Source organism: Psychrobacter sp. ANT_H3 (assembly GCF_027919975.1).
GTDB classification, from domain to species: domain Bacteria; phylum Pseudomonadota; class Gammaproteobacteria; order Pseudomonadales; family Moraxellaceae; genus Psychrobacter; species Psychrobacter maritimus.
The window spans coordinates 109,343-128,830 of the sequence record NZ_JAQISM010000005.1 but is presented as its reverse complement, the minus strand read 5'-3'; the positions used below and the strand labels follow the sequence as shown (position 1 = coordinate 128,830).

The 19,488-nt window shown below is 42.5% G+C and carries 18 protein-coding genes; 12 read left to right on the top strand and 6 right to left on the bottom strand.

The features are described 5' to 3' along the window. The first annotated feature begins 45 nt into the window (after positions 1-45). From PG901_RS04865 to PG901_RS04840, 6 genes are all read left to right on the top strand, one after another. On the top strand, positions 46-567 hold the full coding sequence (locus PG901_RS04865) for a disulfide bond formation protein B (protein WP_271133714.1): 522 nt from the start codon (positions 46-48) through the stop codon (positions 565-567). A 482-nt stretch (positions 568-1,049) separates the two neighbouring features. Continuing rightward, positions 1,050-1,673 (top strand): copper resistance protein NlpE N-terminal domain-containing protein, encoded by a 624-nt coding sequence (locus PG901_RS04860; protein ID WP_271133713.1) that lies wholly within the window; start codon positions 1,050-1,052, stop codon positions 1,671-1,673. Between the two features lie 181 nt (positions 1,674-1,854). Then, positions 1,855-3,342 (top strand): UDP-N-acetylmuramate:L-alanyl-gamma-D-glutamyl-meso-diaminopimelate ligase, encoded by a 1,488-nt coding sequence (gene mpl / locus PG901_RS04855; protein WP_271133712.1) that lies wholly within the window; start codon positions 1,855-1,857, stop codon positions 3,340-3,342. 449 nt (positions 3,343-3,791) lie between these two features. After that, positions 3,792-4,046, top strand: coding sequence for a GlsB/YeaQ/YmgE family stress response membrane protein (locus PG901_RS04850; protein WP_201564232.1), 255 nt, complete (start codon positions 3,792-3,794; stop codon positions 4,044-4,046). A gap of 312 nt (positions 4,047-4,358) precedes the next feature. After that, the gene (gene def / locus PG901_RS04845) at positions 4,359-4,913 is read left to right on the top strand and encodes a peptide deformylase (RefSeq protein ID WP_271133711.1); all 555 of its coding nucleotides are present in this window, start codon (positions 4,359-4,361) and stop codon (positions 4,911-4,913) included. 198 nt (positions 4,914-5,111) lie between these two features. Then, positions 5,112-6,287 (top strand): type III PLP-dependent enzyme, encoded by a 1,176-nt coding sequence (locus PG901_RS04840; RefSeq protein WP_201620081.1) that lies wholly within the window; start codon positions 5,112-5,114, stop codon positions 6,285-6,287. Between the two features lie 109 nt (positions 6,288-6,396). On the opposite strand, the gene PG901_RS04835 is transcribed toward PG901_RS04840, so the two are convergent. The 3 genes from PG901_RS04835 to dnaJ form a co-directional block, all read right to left on the bottom strand. After that, the gene (locus PG901_RS04835; RefSeq protein WP_271133710.1) at positions 6,397-7,350 is read right to left on the bottom strand and encodes a hypothetical protein; all 954 of its coding nucleotides are present in this window, start codon (positions 7,348-7,350) and stop codon (positions 6,397-6,399) included. A gap of 116 nt (positions 7,351-7,466) precedes the next feature. Continuing rightward, complete coding sequence (gene dapB, locus PG901_RS04830) at positions 7,467-8,297, bottom strand: 4-hydroxy-tetrahydrodipicolinate reductase (RefSeq protein ID WP_271133709.1); 831 nt, start codon at positions 8,295-8,297, stop codon at positions 7,467-7,469. A 165-nt stretch (positions 8,298-8,462) separates the two neighbouring features. After that, on the bottom strand, positions 8,463-9,593 hold the full coding sequence (gene dnaJ, locus PG901_RS04825; RefSeq protein WP_271133708.1) for a molecular chaperone DnaJ: 1,131 nt from the start codon (positions 9,591-9,593) through the stop codon (positions 8,463-8,465). 431 nt (positions 9,594-10,024) lie between these two features. Between dnaJ and PG901_RS04820 the strand changes: the two genes are divergently transcribed. Continuing rightward, positions 10,025-10,678 (top strand): DUF2939 domain-containing protein, encoded by a 654-nt coding sequence (locus PG901_RS04820; protein WP_271133707.1) that lies wholly within the window; start codon positions 10,025-10,027, stop codon positions 10,676-10,678. Between the two features lie 139 nt (positions 10,679-10,817). Here the strand turns inward: PG901_RS04820 and PG901_RS04815 are convergent, their stop codons facing one another. After that, a complete protein-coding gene (locus PG901_RS04815) occupies positions 10,818-11,882 on the bottom strand; it encodes a disulfide isomerase DsbC N-terminal domain-containing protein (RefSeq protein ID WP_271133706.1) in 1,065 nt (354 codons plus the stop codon). Positions 11,883-12,235: 353 nt separating this feature from the next. Continuing rightward, on the bottom strand, positions 12,236-12,940 hold the full coding sequence (locus PG901_RS04810; RefSeq protein ID WP_271133705.1) for a pseudouridine synthase: 705 nt from the start codon (positions 12,938-12,940) through the stop codon (positions 12,236-12,238). A gap of 196 nt (positions 12,941-13,136) precedes the next feature. On the opposite strand from PG901_RS04810, the gene PG901_RS04805 reads away from it, so the two are divergent. The 4 genes from PG901_RS04805 (at position 13,137) to PG901_RS04790 (ending at position 16,202) form a co-directional block, all read left to right on the top strand. After that, the gene (locus PG901_RS04805) at positions 13,137-13,733 is read left to right on the top strand and encodes a YigZ family protein (RefSeq protein ID WP_271133704.1); all 597 of its coding nucleotides are present in this window, start codon (positions 13,137-13,139) and stop codon (positions 13,731-13,733) included. A gap of 168 nt (positions 13,734-13,901) precedes the next feature. Then, on the top strand, positions 13,902-15,035 hold the full coding sequence (locus PG901_RS04800) for a YheT family hydrolase (RefSeq protein WP_271133703.1): 1,134 nt from the start codon (positions 13,902-13,904) through the stop codon (positions 15,033-15,035). 55 nt (positions 15,036-15,090) lie between these two features. After that, positions 15,091-15,633 carry an acyl-CoA thioesterase gene (locus PG901_RS04795; protein ID WP_271133702.1) on the top strand — a complete coding sequence of 181 codons (543 nt, stop codon included), beginning with the start codon at positions 15,091-15,093 and terminating at the stop codon, positions 15,631-15,633. Between the two features lie 191 nt (positions 15,634-15,824). Further along, entirely contained in the window at positions 15,825-16,202 is a 378-nt protein-coding gene (locus PG901_RS04790; protein ID WP_271133701.1) for a DsrE family protein, read from the top strand. 82 nt (positions 16,203-16,284) lie between these two features. Here PG901_RS04790 and PG901_RS04785 read toward each other — a convergent pair whose 3' ends face one another. Next, complete coding sequence (locus PG901_RS04785; RefSeq protein WP_271133700.1) at positions 16,285-18,177, bottom strand: AAA family ATPase; 1,893 nt, start codon at positions 18,175-18,177, stop codon at positions 16,285-16,287. A 229-nt stretch (positions 18,178-18,406) separates the two neighbouring features. Here PG901_RS04785 and PG901_RS04780 point away from each other — a divergent pair, with 229 nt between their 5' ends. Continuing rightward, positions 18,407-19,450, top strand: coding sequence for an NAD(P)H-dependent flavin oxidoreductase (locus tag PG901_RS04780; RefSeq protein ID WP_271133699.1), 1,044 nt, complete (start codon positions 18,407-18,409; stop codon positions 19,448-19,450). The last annotated feature ends 38 nt before the right edge of the window (positions 19,451-19,488 follow it).

The window sequence follows — 19,488 nt, the reverse complement described above, 5'->3', positions numbered from 1 at the left end:
AATTTCACCCTTCATCAATAAGCACTTTATAAGAGTATGCGCCCCATGCGACAGCTGACCACTTACCATAATCTGCAAGTGTTTTTAGTGATAATGACCGTAATAGGTATGAGTTTTGCGTTGTTTTTTCTACAGCGTTATATGGGGTTTTCGCCTTGTCCGCTGTGTATCTTTCAGCGTATTGGGCTGATGGTGATGGGCGGCTTTGCGCTCATCGCGGCGGTATTTAATCCAAAATCAATGGTGACACGCTTGCTACTATGGCTGGGTAGCTTGGCAGGTATTGGCTGGGCCGCGACAGTAGCAGGGCGTCATGTCTGGCTACAGCATCTACCGGCTGACCAAGTGCCGTCATGTGGCCCAGGTTTAGATTACTGGCTCGATACCCTCCCTATGCAGCAAGTATTAAAAGAAGTGTTTGCTGGTTCTGGTGAATGTGCTTCTATCGACTGGACGTTTATGGGGCTAAGTATTCCAGAGCAATCTTTGATTTTATTTAGTATTCTGATATTAACGCATGTGCTGATATTGTGGCGCATTGTTCGTCCTGCGCGTCCTGTGCGCTAGAGTACTCATGAGCCATTTTGCTTTAGCTATTTGCTTTAATGAATAACCAACTAAAACCGTCATGCTTAATCACGCTGACGGTTTTTATTTTTGCGCTTTTTTATATCTTATTTTACAGCTGATAAAGGCATTTATTCGCCCTTATGATTATAGAGTTTACCTAAAGAGCCTCCTTAGTCACTTTTACACTTTGATATCTTTGCAGGGTTTATTTACCCTATTGGAATAAGAGACGGCTTTATAACGCTTTAATCGTATATAGAAAGTATTTATCGTACGGTTTTTGTGGCGCCTAAATGCGCTACTATTTATCTACTCGCTTACTCTTCTCACATAAATTAACGAAGTCAAGGTCGCACACTTTAGCTATTGCCGTTAAGCTTGTTGTTCTTATCTTCTTTGATTTCTCTCAAAGCTTTAGCTCATTTATCATACTGATAGCGTCTGACCATACTATTTAAAAAACTGTTTTTGGTAATACTATGATAACTTTTTGGTCTACTTCCTTCTCTGCTATTACGGCTATCAGACGCTGTATGCGCCCATTATTGGCGTTACCCGTCTGTTTGCTGCTGATAAGCTGTAACAGTGCGTCCTCATCTACCAATAATAAAACGACGCAAGGTGCGCCGATTAACGCTACGCAGCAAGCTGAGGTGCCAAACGATGAGTCTCAAAAGAGTAGTGCGAACAAGGTAGCAGATAAGGCAAATAGCGAAGAAGGCAACTCGCTTATTGCGGCGGCCAATATAAATGATAATGCTCGTCGTACGCCGATGATTTCTGCATCAAATAACGAAAGCACGCTACAGGCAACCTTAATGGGTGATTATGGCGGCATCGTGCCATGCGAATCTTGCGCTAATATCGACATTACCCTAAATCTGTTTTCTGATGGCTCCGTACTAAAAACCAGTATCTTTAATCACGCAGAACCTGCGCGCGCGCCTTTGCTAGAATCTGGCGTCTATCGCCAAGATGACGATATGATTACGATTGTTTATGAGAGAAAAAATATCGAAACCTACCATATCAAAGACAACCTTTTGATTAAGTTGGACGCAGATAAAAACCCTGATGATGACTATAGCTTGGCGCGCAAATAAACGCGTCAATGGATAAGCACATAACGCCTACTTGCTAGGCGTTTTTTATTGGTCATCTTCTGGTGTTTACTTTACAATAAGCCTTTGTCTATTGAGCTGTCTACCGAACTGTCTGCTGCACTAATATGTGTTGCCTGATATTCAAGCTCAATTCCCTTTTTCAAGCTCGTACGGAACGTCTATGCATATTCATATTCTTGGTATTTGTGGTACTTTTATGGGCTCGCTGGCATTATTGGCGCGTGCGCTCGGGCATACGGTCACGGGCTCTGATGCCAATGTCTATCCGCCGATGTCCACCCAACTTGAAAATGCAGGCGTCACGATTGCCGAAGGCTATTTGGTCGAACATTTGCAGCCAGCGCCTGATTTGGTGGTGGTTGGTAATGCGATGAAACGTGGCATGGATGTCATTGAGTATATGCTAGATAGCGGCCTGCGCTACACCTCAGGCCCACAATTTTTATCTGAGCAAGTGCTGCAATCGCGCCACGTCATCGCGGTGGCAGGTACGCATGGTAAGACCACAACGACGACCATGCTGGCATGGATACTACATTATGCAGGTATTGATGCAGGGTTCTTGATTGGCGGCGTGCCATTGGTCGATACCACTGATGCGCACTTACAGCAAGTCTTTGCCCATAGCAGCTACTTGGGTGCTGAAAAAAACAATGATGACGCAGAAAAAACGGGTTACTTTGTTATCGAAGCCGATGAATACGATTCAGCGTTTTTTGATAAGCGCTCAAAGTTCGTCCATTATCGTCCGCGTACGGCGATTTTGAATAACCTTGAATTTGATCATGCTGATATCTTCGCCGACCTAAACGCCATCCAAACCCAGTTTCACCATATGGTGCGCATGATTCCAAGCACGGGCAAAATTATCATGCCAGCGGCGACTATCAGTTTAGAAGACACCTTGGCAAAAGGCGTTTGGACACCGATTTGGCGGACAGCTGTGCTGGATTCAGCGGCACATAATACCAATACAGAAGAGCAGGCGTTAAAAAATAACAGCGACTGGCAAGCTGAGCTTATCAGCGCCGATGGCGGTCAATTCAATATTAGTTTCACGGCTGATAAAGAAGCAACAGGAGTCGTCAATTGGTCAATGAGCGGCATTCATAACGTCAATAATGCCTTGGTTGCGGTCGCCGCCGCTTATAATGTTGGTGTTGACGTCAAAACCGCCTGCGCTGCATTGTCAGCCTTTGCCGGTATCAAACGCCGTATGGAGCTGATTGGCGATGTAAATGACATATTAGTATTTGATGATTTTGCCCATCATCCGACCGCCATTACCACCACCTTAGATGGTGCAAAAAAGAAACTGGCAGACAGACGCATTTGGGCGATTATTGAGCCGCGCAGCAACACCATGAAAATGGGCATCCATCAAGACAGCTTGGCTGAGTCCGCTGCCCTCGCCGACCATACGTTATGGTATGAGCCTACGGGACTTGAATGGGGCTTAAGAGAAGTCATCGAAAATGCCAATATAGTAAATCCAAATATGGGTAACCAACAGGTACTTTCTAGCGTCGATACTATTATCGAGCATATCAGCACCCATGCCAAAGCGGGTGATGCTATTGTGATTATGTCCAATGGTGGTTTTGAGGGTATCCATCAGCGTCTATTAACAGCTTTACGCACCCAATAAGACTTTGTCGAAAAACTAAACATATTAACAATGCTTAAAAGCGCGGTTCGTTAAACGAGCGGCGCTTTTTTTATATCTGATTATCTCCAATAAAAATCCTACCTCGCGTCTATCACTTCTATCGCTTAATTTTCCCTAACTTGTCCCCCTAACTTGCCTATGTTACTGCGTTCCATTAAATAAAACCTCCCTCTTAGAACGCTGTACATTAGCACTACTAACTATTAAGTCTGTTAGCGACTTTACTACCTTTGTAACCTACTGTTTACCTATCTCATCTGCTTAATAGCAAATATGGCTTTTTCCTCACATAGCCCGTACACAGATAACATTTTGTCCTTACTTTTTGGTTTCAGGAATGACTACAATGAATTCATTAAAAGAAAGCAATATAAATAAGTAACACATTATAAATGACAACATAAATGGCAACATATTAGGAGAATAAAATGAGCTTTATTTGGATGATTATTGTAGGTCTGGTCGCAGGTTTATTGGCACGTGCTATCAAGCCAGGTAGCGACCCTATGGGTTGGATTATGACCATCGTTTTGGGTATCGTTGGTGCGATGCTAGGTGGTTTCGTTGCAGGCTTAATCGGTATCAATGCTGATGGCGGCTTTATCGGTCTTATCTTCTCAGTAATCGGCGCGATTATCTTACTGTTTATCTATGAGATGATTATGAGTAAGCGCAACGTATAATATTATTTTAGTTTTGATGTATTTCAATTTAAATGGATTTTAATTTAGATGTCAGCTGACTTAGCTATCAATTTAATTGAGCATTTAACAAGCTCCATCATAAAGAAATAATAAATAAAAGGTCTTGCTCGATGCAGGACCTTTTTTATGGCGCGGGTTTTATTTTTACATTCTGTCTTAACGATTAATCATAAGTTTTGCTTATGTTATCAACCAAAGATATAAAGCGTCGTGTATTGATAAGCATTACTTTTGTCCCCATTTATCTTATAATATCAGACCTATTTTATCTTTATCATTGAGGTGAGCCCTATGGCGTTACTCCCTATTTTAAGTTATCCCGACCCGCGCTTGCGCACGATTGCCAAGCCTGTCAAGGAAGTCACGGCTGAAATCAAAACCTTAATCGCCGATATGATTGAGACGATGTATGATGCCCAAGGTATTGGTTTGGCAGCAAGCCAAGTCGATCGCCATATTCAGCTTATCGTGATGGATTTATCTGAAGATAAAGACAGCCCAAGGGTATTTATTAATCCTAAAGTCACGCCATTGGTAGAAGAAAAGCAGCCGTACGAAGAGGGTTGTTTGTCGGTACCTGAAGTCTATGATAAGGTTGAGCGTCCTAATAAGGTGCGTATCGAAGCCTTAGATGAGAATGGCAATAAGATTGATGAAGAAGTCGAAGGCTTACTTGCCGTTTGCATTCAACATGAAATGGACCACTTAAATGGGGTCATCTTCGTCGATTATTTATCGCGTCTTAAGCAAACTCGTGCGCGTGATAAAGTCCGTAAAGTGCTTAAAATACGTGAAAAACAGGGTGAACAAATCGCGGATAAACAGCCGCAAACGATTAGCTCTTAATTTATTCATTTTTTAAGCCGTGTTTGCTGTTATTTTATTATCATTAAGAAATATCGTTAATAAAGTACGATGGTCGTTAAGCGTCATTAATAACAAGACTTACGATAATAAGCTTATGACGTTGATATTGGCTTTTACTCTCTGACGTTTTTATCCTCTGACATCTAGTGTCTTCATTAAAGGTTTCCAACCATGACCATGATCAAAATTGACCAATATTTTGACCCTGCCGGCTGGCAGAAATTCACCAAAGCTGCCGAAGGTCGCGAAACCCCGTTTTTGGTCGTCGACCTTAGCCGTATTAAAACCAAATATGCGGAAATGGTCGGTTTTTTCCCGAAGGCGAAAATTCATTATGCAATGAAGGCAAGCCCTGCGGTTGAAGTCATTAACTTGCTTGCTGAGCTTGGTTCAAACTTTGACTGTGCGTCAATCTACGAGCTTGACCGTGTGCTCGATTGCGGCGTTGAGCCATCACGTATCTCTTATGGCAATACCATTAAAAAAGCGCAGCATGTGAAGTATGCTTTTGAGAAAGGTATTGATTTATATGCGACCGACTCAGAAGCGGATTTAAAAAATATCGCTAAGCACGCGCCTGGTTCAAGAATATTTGTGCGCATCTTAGTACAAGGGTCTGAAACCGCTGAATGGCCGCTGTCACGCAAATTTGGTTGCCATCCAAATATGGCAATTGACCTATTGATTCAAGCGCGCGATTTAGGCTTGGTGCCGTATGGCATCTCGTTCCACGTCGGTAGCCAGCAAAAAGACGTTGCTGCTTGGGATGATGCGCTTGCCAAGGTCAAATATATGTTTGACTGGATGAAGAACGAAGAAGGCATTAAGCTGCAAATGATTAATTTGGGCGGCGGCTTTCCAGCGAACTATATCAGCGAAGTCAATCCGGTAAAAGTTTATGCGGAAGAGATTACCCGTTATCTGACCGATGATTATAATGAAGATGAAATGCCTGATATTATTTTAGAACCCGGTCGCTCATTGGTTGGTGGTTCGGGTGTATTGGTCAGTGATGTGGTACTTATCTCACGTAAATCGGATACGGATTTGACACGCTGGGTCTATACCGATGTAGGCTTATTCCAAGGCTTAATCGAGACTTTGGGTGAAGCCATCAAATATCCTGTTTATACGCCTAAAATGGAAACGTCAACCAGCGAAGGCACGGTTGTATTAGCCGGTCCAACTTGCGACTCAACCGATATCATGTATGAAGAAGCCGGCTATCAGTTGCCAGAAGAGCTTGAGATTGGCGATAAGATCTTTTGGTTGACTACGGGTGCATATACCAACTCGTATTCGTCGGTTGAGTTCAATGGTTTCCCGCCGTTAGAAGTGATTTATATTGATTAGTTTTTAAACAATCAATGTCAATAAAAAAGCGCGGTACTGTGATAAACAGTGCCGCGCTTTTTTATGTCTATTTTAATATGTCCAGCGAGGTGGCATTAGTAAGAACCAGCTACTGTACCAATAGCGAGATAGGCACACTATTGCTGCTATTTATCGCGCGGTTACTGCCATAACCCGAGCTTTGGCTTTGGCCTTGATTGTTTTGTGAAATTTGTCCAATATTAACCCATTGCCCGCGTGGCACGATGATGGTGCTATGTAATCTTTGCCCTTGCACGCTATTATTATAACCATAGCGATTATAAGAAGGATTAGCGCGCACGAGCTGCTCTTCTACTTGGGCTAATGTTACTTCTACTTGCCCATTTGGCAATAGCCTTGGCGTAACGGCAATCCCTTGGGTCGTTGGTAATAATACTTGCTGCTGAATAATAATTTGCCCCGACGGGCCATGATAAATCGGATAGGCTGGATAATTTGAATAACTATTAGCAATATAGGTTTGATTCAGCGAATACAGCGTGCCTGTACTGATACTTGCAGCACTGCCAGACAACGTTTGTACTTGATATAAATTATTGCCTTGTTGCTGACTGCTACGTTGGTTAATTACACCTGTGCCCTGAATACCGCGATTGCTAATAATGACCTGACCTTGCTGGATATTACCTTGGGACTGACTACTATTACCCACACGTACTGCAACGGTCAACGCTTGTGGTTGACCATCAATTTGGCTAAGTAATTGTTTTACGGCTTGATAATTAGCAGTAGTGATATGCAATACTAATTTATCTTGATAAGTCGATACCGTGCCGCCGTCGCGACTGGCATTTAACTGCTGACGAACGGCTGGTAATAACGCCTCACCGCCATAGGTATGAATGACATAGGTTTGATAAACAGCTGCTTGCACGACTATTGGCACTACGGTCAAACTTAGGGTAAATGCTATCGGGCGCGCATAACTGATGGTTTTGGCCGTTTTGATATTTTTAATAGTGTTAAGTATAGCCACTGTGCGACCAAAACACGCTATTAGATTTTCACTAAACTTATTCATAACTGACCTCTAGCAATAGTTAAACGCTATTAAAAGCCATGTCAAGCAGCCATTAGGCAACAAGCAAAAAAACTTAGTAATTCAAATCTTTCTGGTTTAAAACCTTCATTTAGAAACTAGTCATTTAATCCTAAAACATCTTGCATATTATATTGACCAACTTCCTGCTTAATAACCCAAGTTGCCGCACGTACCGCACCAGCGGCAAAGGTCATACGTGCACGCGCACGGTGGGTAATTTCAACGACTTCACCATCAGCGATAAACATCACGGTATGATCACCGATGATTTCACCACCACGTATCGCATGAATACCAATGCTACCGGCTTTACGCTCGCCGGTCTGCCCTTCACGGCCATAAACGGCAACGTCCTTTAGGTTTTGCCCACGCGCCTCTGCGACCGCTTCTGCCATCATGTAAGCGGTACCCGATGGCGCATCGATTTTATGCTTATGATGGGCTTCGATGACTTCTACATCAGCATCATTGCCAAAGGCTTTCGCTGCCATACCGAGCAATTTTAAGGACAGATTGACGCCTGTTGAATAATTACCGGCATAGACGATAGCGATTTGCTTACTTGCTTCTGCCAGCACCTGCTCTTGCTGCTCATTAAAGCCTGTGGTGCCAATCACCATCGCAACCTTATTCGCCGCGCAGATTTGCATATTTTGTTCGGTCGCATCAGGCAAGCTAAAATCAATCAGCACATCAATGTCATTAATAACGGCTTTTAAATCATCGACAATCTGCACATCTAGACGACCAATTGCTGCAACTTCGCCAGCATCGGCGCCAACGAGACTTGAACCTTGACGTTCAATCGCCGCGTTTAGTGTTGTTTGCGGGTTTTCCTGTACCGCCTCGATAAGCATACGTCCCATACGACCACCAGCACCAATAACGCCGACGTTAATACTTTGTTTATTTTCTTGCTGACTCATATAACTACCCTAGATATTTTATTTTTGATAGATTGGTTTTTAAATTTATGAGGTTAAGTTTAGCAAATATAATGTATAAATGGTTTTTTATAGCATCAACAAAAAGGCCTATTGTTTCACGTGAAACAATAGGCCTTAAATTACGTAAACAGTCGAGCTTAGCTATCAATCAAATAAATCGCCAATCTTTTTAAAGAATGATTTTTTATGTGGTGACTGCTGATGCTTGCTGTCGCCATCAAGTGTATCTTGGAATTGACGCAACAGGTCTTTTTGCTCGCGCGTCAAATTCACTGGGGTTTCAATGACCACGCGGCAAATCAAATCACCTTTCATCGTCGTACGTACTGGCGTCACCCCTTTACCGCGTACACGCAACAATTTACCACTTTGCGTCCCTTCGGCAACCTTGATTTTGACCTTGCCATCTAGGGTTGGGATTTCAACTTCTTTACCGAGTGCCGCATCGGTGATGCTCACTGGCACGTCCATATAAAGGTCGGCGCCTTGACGGGTAAAGACATCATGCGGTTTCACGCGTACTTCGACGTATAAATCGCCGTTCTGTACACCAGCGCCACCTGCCTCGCCTTCACCTGCTAGGCGGACGCGGTCACCATCATCGACGCCCGCTGGAATAGACACTTCAAGCGTACGTGATTTGTCCTTAACGCCATTACCATGACAGTCAGAGCAAGGATTTTTAATCTGTTTACCAGAGCCGCCACAATGTGGGCACGCTTGCTGTACGGCAAAGAAGCCTTGCTGCATACGTACTTGACCTTGACCATGACAGGTCTGACAAGTGACGATATCAGAGGCATCTTTGGCGCCCTTACCATCACAGGTATCGCAAGGCGCAGGAGCCGTAAAGCTGATTTCTTTTTTGCAGCCACGTACCGCTTCTTCTAGCGTCAGCTCAATGACATAACGCAGGTCTGAGCCGCGACGTGAACGTCCACCGCCGCCACGCGACTGACCAAAGATATCGCCAAAGTTGCCAAAGATATCGCCAAAAATATCTTGGAAATTGCCACCACCGCCGCCGAAACCACCACCGCCCATGCCGTTTTCAAACGCGGCATGACCCATACGGTCATAAGCTGAGCGTTTTTCTTCGTTGCTCAGTACTTCATAAGCCATTGATGCTTCTTTGAACTTATCTTCAGCATCAGGATCTTCAGAGTTACGGTCTGGATGGTATTTCATGGCCAGCTTGCGGTAGGCTCGCTTAATTTCCTTGCTATCAGCAGTCTTACTGACACCTAATACTTCATAAAAATCGCGCTTACTCATGGGCTCTCCTATCGTCTTCACAGTCCACCGGTCGGTCGATTCATCAACCCGAGTCAATCACCCTACTTATCATTCTACCTACACTCGCACTAAAAGGTTTCACATGAAACATAGCAAAATACGTGGCGGCAAAGAGGATGATTTATGAATCTTGCAAGCGAATACGGCGGGATGCTGCTTAGCCAAATCAATTTATTAAAAGTTTGCGCTATTTATGGAGATGCCAACACGATTTATCAAGCGCTTGGATGCTGAAATTCTCACTTATGAGGTTTTAAGCCTGCTAAAAAAGGTTTTATTAAGAATTGAGCAAAGGTTTTTATACCTTTATAAAGGCCGGCCATGCTAATATTTAGCGCCATATTGATGGGGTTTTAAATCCTATTTTTGAGATTTACCGCCATTCCGTTTGCGCTAAGGTAGCAATTTTTATGAAAAAGCTGATTGTTTTATTGATTGTCATTGCAGTCGCTGTCTATGGCGGCTCGCCTTACTATAGCGCCTATCAGCTGAAAAATGCCTATGATGCTAAAGATGGCGCGACTATCGCGGCGGCGATTGATTATGAACAGGTACGTCCAAGTATCCAAAATCAGCTGACCAGCCAGTTTGCGCTAACCATGACCAAATATCCATTGGTTGCGGAACTTGGCGGCGCGCCATTAACGGATGCAGCCAACGGTTTTATCACCCAAGCAGTCGATGGTGCTATTACGCCGCAAAATATCGAAAAACTGATTAATACCCAAGGTCAGGCCAATACCGCGACCAAGGAGCTTGCCGCCGCATGGGCAATCGCCAGTAATCAAGTCGATTTAAAAAACCTGATTCAAAACTTAATCATCAATCGCGGCGACGTTAATGCAGTCGTCAAAAACCAGATGCAGCAAATCATGCAAAAGCAAGCGGCGGAACTGGAACAACAAGCAGCGCAAGGTACGGATAGCGATAAGCCAACACTGAGCTATTGCGGTATTAATTGCTTTACTATCAGCGGTCAGGTTAAAGGTTATCCGCTTACTATAGAGATGCAGCGAGATGGTTTGATAAATTGGCAAATCGTTGATATCGTCTTGCCGAAATAGCTGTTGCCACAATAGGTTGGCTAGAACCAATTATTAATTGCAATAAGAAAAACTGCCCTATGAACATAGCTCATAGGGCAGTTTTTTAATATTTATTTATCATGCAATAGAATTTTTAATAATCAGAATTCTTAATAATTTACTCTACGCCCAAAAATTCTAAAAACTCAGGGCTCTCAAAGCTTGCTTGATACAGCACACCATCTTCACGATAAATAGCAGGCGTTGCCATTACCGCAAGCCCTGCCGCTTTTTCACGATTAGGAGTCACATAATCGACGTTACAACTTGCTGGTGCAGCGGTCATCTCTCCCTTTAACATTGCCTTATCAAAAGCGCTGCGACGTCTGTCTTCATTGCCCTGACACCAGATAGCGCGCATTTGCTTAGGCGACTGCTCATATATCGGATAACCGATGGTTTTTACCGTCACACCTTTGGCATTGAGCATGGGCAGCTGTTGATGCAAGCGGCGGCAGTAAGGACAATTGACATCATTGGCCACATAAATGACCGCTTTTTCAGGGCCGGTCGCTGGATAATTAATCAGCTGGCTTTCATCTAAGGTCGCAAATACCGACTGATTTTTACGCTTTTCAAACTCTTGATCGAGCCCGATAAACTGACCGTTTTCAATCACGGATATCTCACCATCAGTAATATACTGCGCATCATCTGATAATAAAAAAGGCACGCCCTCCAGCGTTGCGCCCCAAATGACACCCGGTACGGCGGTATAAAAGAACGGCGTCTTGGCACTCATGTTTTTTAGCGCATCCATATTGGCGAGGATGGCAGATTTGACGCTGGCACTAACCGGTTTACCAACTTGTGCACTGCTGCTACGCGCTGGCGTTTTGGTCACTACGCGTTTGCTTGGGTTCTTTTGCAGCTCGCCTTGAATGACATATTTGCCATCTTCGGTAATATGTAGCGGCGGCTGTCCTGCCAAATTCACCTGATACATATTGGGCAATTTAGATACTACGATAGAATTGATTTGCGTTTTGATACCAGCTTTAGTCAGCAGTTGGCGTAATTGACTATCGACAGCTTTGGTTATGCTGCCAGCCGCTTGGGCGGTCTGAGGCGCTTGGCTGGTATTTTTCTTGATAGCATCAGTGGCGCTTGGCTGCGCACAAGCGGTGGTCGTCAGCAATATGGCGCTGATTAAGCTGGCAGATTTTAATACAGGTAATTTCACAGAGACAGTCCTATTGGTTTTTAATAATAGTTGCGTAGTAATCTAAAAAGAAGAACCGCTATATTTAATAATAAGGATTTTCAAATTCACCTTATTAATAAAGACAACCATATTATGTAAAAACATAGATTAAAAATAATAAACAGACTGTAGCACATGGGATGATTTTGCAAAGCCTTAAGCTGTCAATTTTGCAAAACTGCTACTGAGCTTTAAGAGATAGGCAACACAGACAGCTAGCAGAAATAACCATGGCAAACGACAAGCAGCAAAAAGCAGCACACTTTTCAGTGGCTGCTCTTTTTAGAAAAATATTTTAATAATTCATTTTAATGATTTAACAAAGCTTAAATTTAGAATTTAGCCACTTCTTCTGGCGTTAGGAAGCGACTGTCGCCTTTATCCAAACCGTCTAAAGTGATATGACCAATACTGGCGCGATGCAGCTCGGTGACTCTGTTGCCAAAGTAACCCATCATACGTTTTACTTGGTGATATTTACCCTGCTCTAAGGTTAAACGCGCATGGGTTTCATCGATGAACTCAAGAATCGCAGGCTTGGTTTCTTCGTGCTCGCCTTCTAATAAGATACCTTCAGACACTTCTTTAACAGCATTGGCTTGAGCGTCGCTGTCCATCGCTTCAGCTAGTGTCAGCTCATAAATTTTGGCATGCTCATGTTTAGGGCTGGTGACACGGTGCAACCATTTGCCATCATCACTGATTAACAACGCACCCGTGGTATCGACATCGAGGCGACCCGCAATACGTAAGCTGCCAAGCTCTGGTACGGCAATCAGCTCAGTGACGATAGGATGTTCTTTAACCTTTAAGGTACATTCAAAGCCTTCAGGCTTATGCAGGAGGATATAACGATTGCCAGCCGCAACTGACAATGGCTCGCCTGCCCACATCACTTCATCATTGACGATATCGACGTGCAACCCCGGGTCTTTGACCACAGTATCATTTACCGTCACTTCACCGGCGTGCAGAATCTTTTTTGATTCTTTACGCGACAGCTCAGTGGCTTTACTCAGAAATTTATCTAGACGCATACTATTTACTACCATCCGTTTTATGTGACCCACCCTAAATCAGAAGCCAACGTCATTAGCATTCAAGCGTGACCTGCTCGTTATCTTCACTGGTTAGAAATGGTACTATAATAAAAAATTAATGAACACTGTGCCAAATACGGACCACAGTGAAAGTCAGACCAGTTTACCATATCCAACCTAAGCCTGATGAAATATGAGCTATCAAACGCTAAAACATGCCGTCACTACTCGTTTGGAAATTAAAAAATCCGACTTTATTACTTATGCTTATCCTGTGACCTCGCGTGAGCAGGCGATGTTTCACGTGGAACAACTACGTCAGCAATATGCCGATGCCCGCCATCACTGCTGGGCGTATATCATCGGTGACCCTAATAATACCACCAGTGCCGGCTTTGACGACGATGGCGAGCCCAATGGCACCGCAGGAAGACCGATATTAAATGTCTTACAGCATAAATCTATCGGTAACGTCATTATCATCGTGGTGCGTTATTTTGGTGGTATCAAACTCGGTGCCGGCGGCCTAACCCGTGCTTATGCCGGCTCAGCGCAAGCGGCCGTCGATGAGATGGTTTTGCTGCCTTATGTGCCGATGATACAAGTACAAATATTGGCAGAATTTGCCACCGAAGCCCAGTGCCGCTATGTAGTAGAAAGTTTAAATGGCAGTATCGATGATGTGACTTATAGTAAGCAAGTGACATTAACCGTGAAACTTGCTGAGGCAGATATTGACAGTTTAAAAGAACGTCTTGCCATGGATGGGCGTGTCTTGGATAAGCCATAAGAAATGCATATTTTGAATTAACTGTTTTTAACGAACTATTTTGAGTGGCATTGTTTTGAATAATATTGTTTTGAGTAACCATGCGTTCACTGAAAATCATTGGTTTTAACCTTGGCAGTCGGTATGATAAGTCACTGTTTTTTATAACAACTCATATAAGACTGTCCTATGCCAATCTCAAAACCAACCAAACCTTTCTCGCCCGCGCCGTTTAAACCACCCTTTTGGCTGAGCAACCCGCATTTGCAAAGCATCTTGCCGAAGTTTTTTGCGCCTAAGACGCCAAGCTACCGCCGTGTGATTAAGCAAGATTCATTGTGTGAAACTGATATCGCTTATGACTTTTATGATGGCCATCCTGTTCAAGTTTTAGAATATTCAGAAAACGGCAAACGTGAGCAAACACCATTAATCGTGTTATTTCATGGTATGGAAGGCAGCAGCGACAGTCATTATGCGCGCGCTTTGGCGTATCAGATGCATGCGCAAGGCTGGCATTTTGTCGTGGCGCACTTTCGCAGTTGTGGCGGCATTCCTGCTAACGGTCGTGTATTTTATAACGCTGGCGACACGGGCGAGGTGCATCATATGTTAGAGAACTTGCGCGAAAATTACGCGCATATTTATGCGGTAGGCGTGTCACTTGGCGGCAATGCGTTGGCAAAATATATGGGTGAATATGGCGATAACGCGCTATGCGAGGGTGCAGTCGTGATTTCTGCGCCGGTCGATATGTCGTCCGCTGCGATTACCATGCATAGCTTTTTGAGCCACCGGATTTATACGCCGTATTTGCTCAATCCCATCATCAAAAAAGCACTGGCTAATGATTTAAGCCAAGACGAAATTAACTCTATCAAAGCGGCCAATCGCATCAGTGATTTTGACGATATTTTCACCGCCCCGCGTCATGGCTATCGCTCTAAAAACGACTATTATCACTCATCCTCTGCCTTGCCATATCTAAGGAATGTCACGCGCCCGCTACTACTCATTAGCGCCAAAGATGACCCCTTTATTGGTTTTACTGCCACGCCAAATGATGTCTCGGATAGTGTCACTATTTTAGATACCGAACACGGTGGTCATATCGGTTATTTGCGTTATCGTTCAGACAGTCAGGCAAAAAACGCCCAATCAACTAATGCCCGATCAACTAATGATAATGCTAAAACCAAGCAAGCGGGCAGCAATGGTAAAAAAGCAAAAACCTCAAAATTCGATATCAATTGGATACCCGAAACCGTCAGTGCTTATTTTAAGCATATTGGTGTAGCCTCTAAGACTTATAATAACGATTGATAATCTGGCAAACTGCAATTCTATTATTTAAACTTTAACCCTTTGAGACTGTGCTATGTATCCATTTATCCGTTATGCCAGCACCATCGCCCATGCCGCGCTGCAAGTAAAAAAAGGCAATACCTTAACGTTTAAAGATACCAGCGAGATTACTTTTCGCTGTCGTTTGACGGACATTGATAATTTTTTAGAGATGAATAATGGACGCGTGCTGACCCTTTATGATTTGGGGCGTACCGACTTTGCGGTACGGAGCGGGCTTGGTAGCCAACTGCTCAAGCAGCGTTGGGGTTTGGTCGTTGCTGGTAGCACCATCCAATATCGCAAACGCATTCGCGCCTTGGATAAAGTAACGATGAAAACTCATATCGTCGGTTTCGATGAGCGCTGGATATATATCGAGCAGTCGATGTGGGTAAAGGGCAAGCCTTGCTCATCGGCCCTACTGCGTACCGGCGTCACTGAAGGCGGCAAAGTCATTGAGACCTCGCGTATCTTAGCGGCGTTAGATCAAGCGGATTGGCAGCTACCGCCGAGCGGCTATGTGGCAGAATGGATAGTCAGTGATGCCGACCGCCCGTGGCCACCACAAGGTTAGAGCCAATTTTGTAATGATACTTATAAATCACAAGCAGCTCGTCACAACTAAGTAACCTTATAACTACTGTATAGCTACTATTTTCTAACAAGACATTATATAAATACATATAGTATATGTTAGGATAGTAGTGAGTTCCCTACTCAACTGAATACTTTTTAATTAAAAAACAGTCTAATAAGGAAAATAACATGGTTAATAATACGGATTATGTCGGCACGCTCTTTGATAATAGTGACTTAAACCCAAGTAAAATCACCTTAGCCTTTACCATGGCAGGTGTCGCGCTTAAAAAAGGTCACTCTGCCTCAGTAATATTGATGGTAGACGCGGTACATTTGGCATTACCCAACGCTTTAGATAACGTCAATATTGGCGCGCCATTTGAACCTGCGGGCGAGTTGCTAGAAGCTTTTATTGAAAAAGGTGGTCAAGTATTGGTCTGCGGCGCGTGTATGAAACACAATGGCGTAGAAGAATCTGCCATTGATAAACGCTTTACGGTCATCAGTGGTGATGATGTGGTTGAGCTGCTGATGAATGCGAAAGGCTCTTTACAGTTGAATTAAACTGTAGCTTTATAAAAATGGGTTAGTTTTCTTAATCATCTTAATAAGGGTTATCAACATCAAACTGATAACCTTTGTTGGTTTATTCTGCTGTCAACTCACTTGGTAAGTGTTTCAGTAAATGCTGATGACTATCTTGATTAAACTGTAAGTAATTAATAGCTCTATCTTGAAAGTTACCTATATTAAAGTTTCTATTAGCTATTACTTTTAAGCCTTTATCATTGATAACGCGTAATGCTCTGTCGTAATCCTTACTACTTATAATATCTTGTAGTTCAGATTCACGAGTATCATGCCACTCATCGATATTTATATTGTCTGTAAAATTAGCATAATGAGTTTTAACATTTTCTCGTGTATTTCCTTTAGAGACATGAGAGCTTTTAAAATAGTAATTTATTTTGGCAGATATATAGTTTGCGACTTGTAGTTCTTTAATATTATCTAGTTTAGCTATTACCTCACTTTTTATAGTAGAAACTACATCTTCATCACACATCATCTGCTTACTAAAACCCTTCAAAAAACCTTCATCAAATAGCAAGTTTTCAACTTCTGACACGTTCAAGGAAAACACATTTTGAGCTTTTAGGCTTAATAGCCTATCAGTTTCATGATGGTCTGAATCAATCAAGCCAAATGCTTCCGTTGTCGTATTAGGCAACTCGTTAAACGCTTTCGTATAATTAATAACATCAAAGCATGTTTTAACTGGCGTAATAGTAAAGTCCGGTAATAAAAGATTGTAAATCTTCTCGTCAATTTTACCGCTTTCACCTTCACAGAATAGGATACGCTTGCGACTGCCTAAAAGTTTTAAAAGCAAAGCTTCAGGAAGCACATTACTCGGTATATCTTCTATCTCCCATTTGTCAGGATGATTGAAAGACTTTATCCATACTTTTTTAGCAGTATTTCGGCTGGTGGCAAACTCTAAATCATGAGTAAGATAGATAAATATACAATCCTCTCGCTCTGTTTCTAAAATATCCCATAACTTACTTAAAAGTGTTTTATGGAGATACATTTCTGGTTCATCAACAATAATAAAACCATCTTGAGGCGCTTGTAATACATGAGCTATGTAATATAGAACAACTTTTTCACCATCACTCATCTGATAAGCAGGATAAATACTTTCGTCACCTTTAGTCTTCAAGGTGATATTAATACCATCAGAACATTCTAAGATTCTATGCTCAATAAGTGAATTCCATATTTCTATAGCTTTAAATAGCTTAGACTCTGGAACATTGCATTTTTCTCCATTCCTCACCGAATGAACATATTTGTTATTTAGAGTATTATTTTCCGATAATAAATTACTTAATAGAACTTTAAACTCGTGTTTGATTAAATCAGTTTCTGGAGAATAATTAGAATCTGATACTGACTTAAATCTAGTAGATTTTTCATGAGATTGTGACTCTTGTAAGTCTTTTATAGTGTCAATAGGATTAGTGACATTCTTAAAAACAGGAATAATAAGTAATTTTTGAGCCGAAATTATCATTGCCGAATCTGGTAAATAATCTCTTAATTTTGCTGATAAAGTAGATTTGCCACTACCATTTGCTCCTATAGCTACAATATTATTGTTAAAAAAGTTAAATTTATTAAATAGTTCTAAGTTGAAACTTCCTATCTCTAAAGCCCTATCAAGGTTAATAAGTTGACTAAGATAGTGCTCTTTAACAAATAGCTTTTGCCCCTCTTCAATAATATTTATATCTAGACCAAGCACTGGTTCAAAAGACTCTATAATCCCTACATAATCATTAATAACTTGATTTCTATAATTTATTTTCGATGAACCAAGTTCGGTTATTAAACTCTTTATCTTAATAAAATACTGTTCAACCTCATTAAATAGCATAGACTCTACACCACAGTAAGAAGCTAATTTTTCATGTTCTAAGATTTTTAAATGTAATTTATTAAATACTTCAAGTAATGCATTGGCATCAGACATTTTTAGTTCCTAAACTATATGTACCAACACTTTATCAGCTTCAAAAGAATAGTAAAATACATAATTCTTTTAACTACAAAACCGTAGTCAAATCTCTTAACTACAATTTTGTAGTCAAAGCCACCCTTCCTATTCAGCAACTAAATACACATTATCTCACACGTAATCCCTTCAGCTTTGCTAAAGTAAGTCATGCCAACTTTCTCATAAAACAACAAGGACGCCGGTCATGACCTTACTAAGTACCTTTGATTTAACCTATCCTATCGTGCAAGCGCCGATGGCAGGTGCCACCACGCCTGAGCTGGCAGCAACAGTCAGTAACTTTGGTGGACTAGGGTCATTGGGAAGTGGCACGACGGCGCCAGATGTTTTAAATGAACATATTAATACTCTCAAATCGCTCACCAACCGCCCTTTTATGATTAATCTGATGGTGTTATCCGAGCATGACTCTAATACCTTGGACAGTCCAATCCCTGCTTGGCTAACTAAGTACTATCAAGAACAAAATATCGAAATGGCGTTACCTAAACGTCCTGCGCTAAGCTTTGTAGAACAACTACAGGTGCTGTATGACAATCCGGTTCCTGTCGCTAGCTTCACCTTTGGTATTATCAGCGCCGAGCAAGTTCAGGGCTTAAAGGATTTAGGCACGCGCGTCATTGGTACTGCCAATCATCCATTAGAAGCAAAAGCATGGGCGGAGATTGGCGTCGATGCGGTATGTGTACAAGGCTCGGAAGCTGGCGGCCATCGCGGTGGCTGGTTGCCACAAAGCGCAAACGATCCAATGGGATTATTGACACTGATTAGTCAAACGCGGGCTTGTACCGATATTCCGTTAATCGCGGCTGGCGGAATTATGACTGGGCAAGCTATCAAGGCAATTCAAACAGCAGGTGCTGAGCTGGCGCAAATAGGCACGGCATTTTTAACCACAGATAAATGTGGCATCAATGATATTTATAAACAAGCGCTACTCGATGCCAGTCAAGATAAGCGCAGTAGCGAGACACGTTTAACGCGGCTGTTTTCAGGTAAGCAAGCACGCGGACTATTAAACGATTATCTGCGTGACTTTGGCCAGTTTGAAAGCGAGCATGAGCTACCGCCCTACCCGCAATTAAATGCCATGACCAAAGACTTGCGTGCTCATGCGAAAAACAACCTTGATGCAGAACACCAGTCTTTATGGGCAGGACAAGGGGTAGCTTTGGTCAGGCAAGAGAGCACGATTGAATTACTAGAGCGACTGGTAAAAGATTTATAATTTAATTAAGGTAGGCTAAGTTTCTAACCTACCTTAAT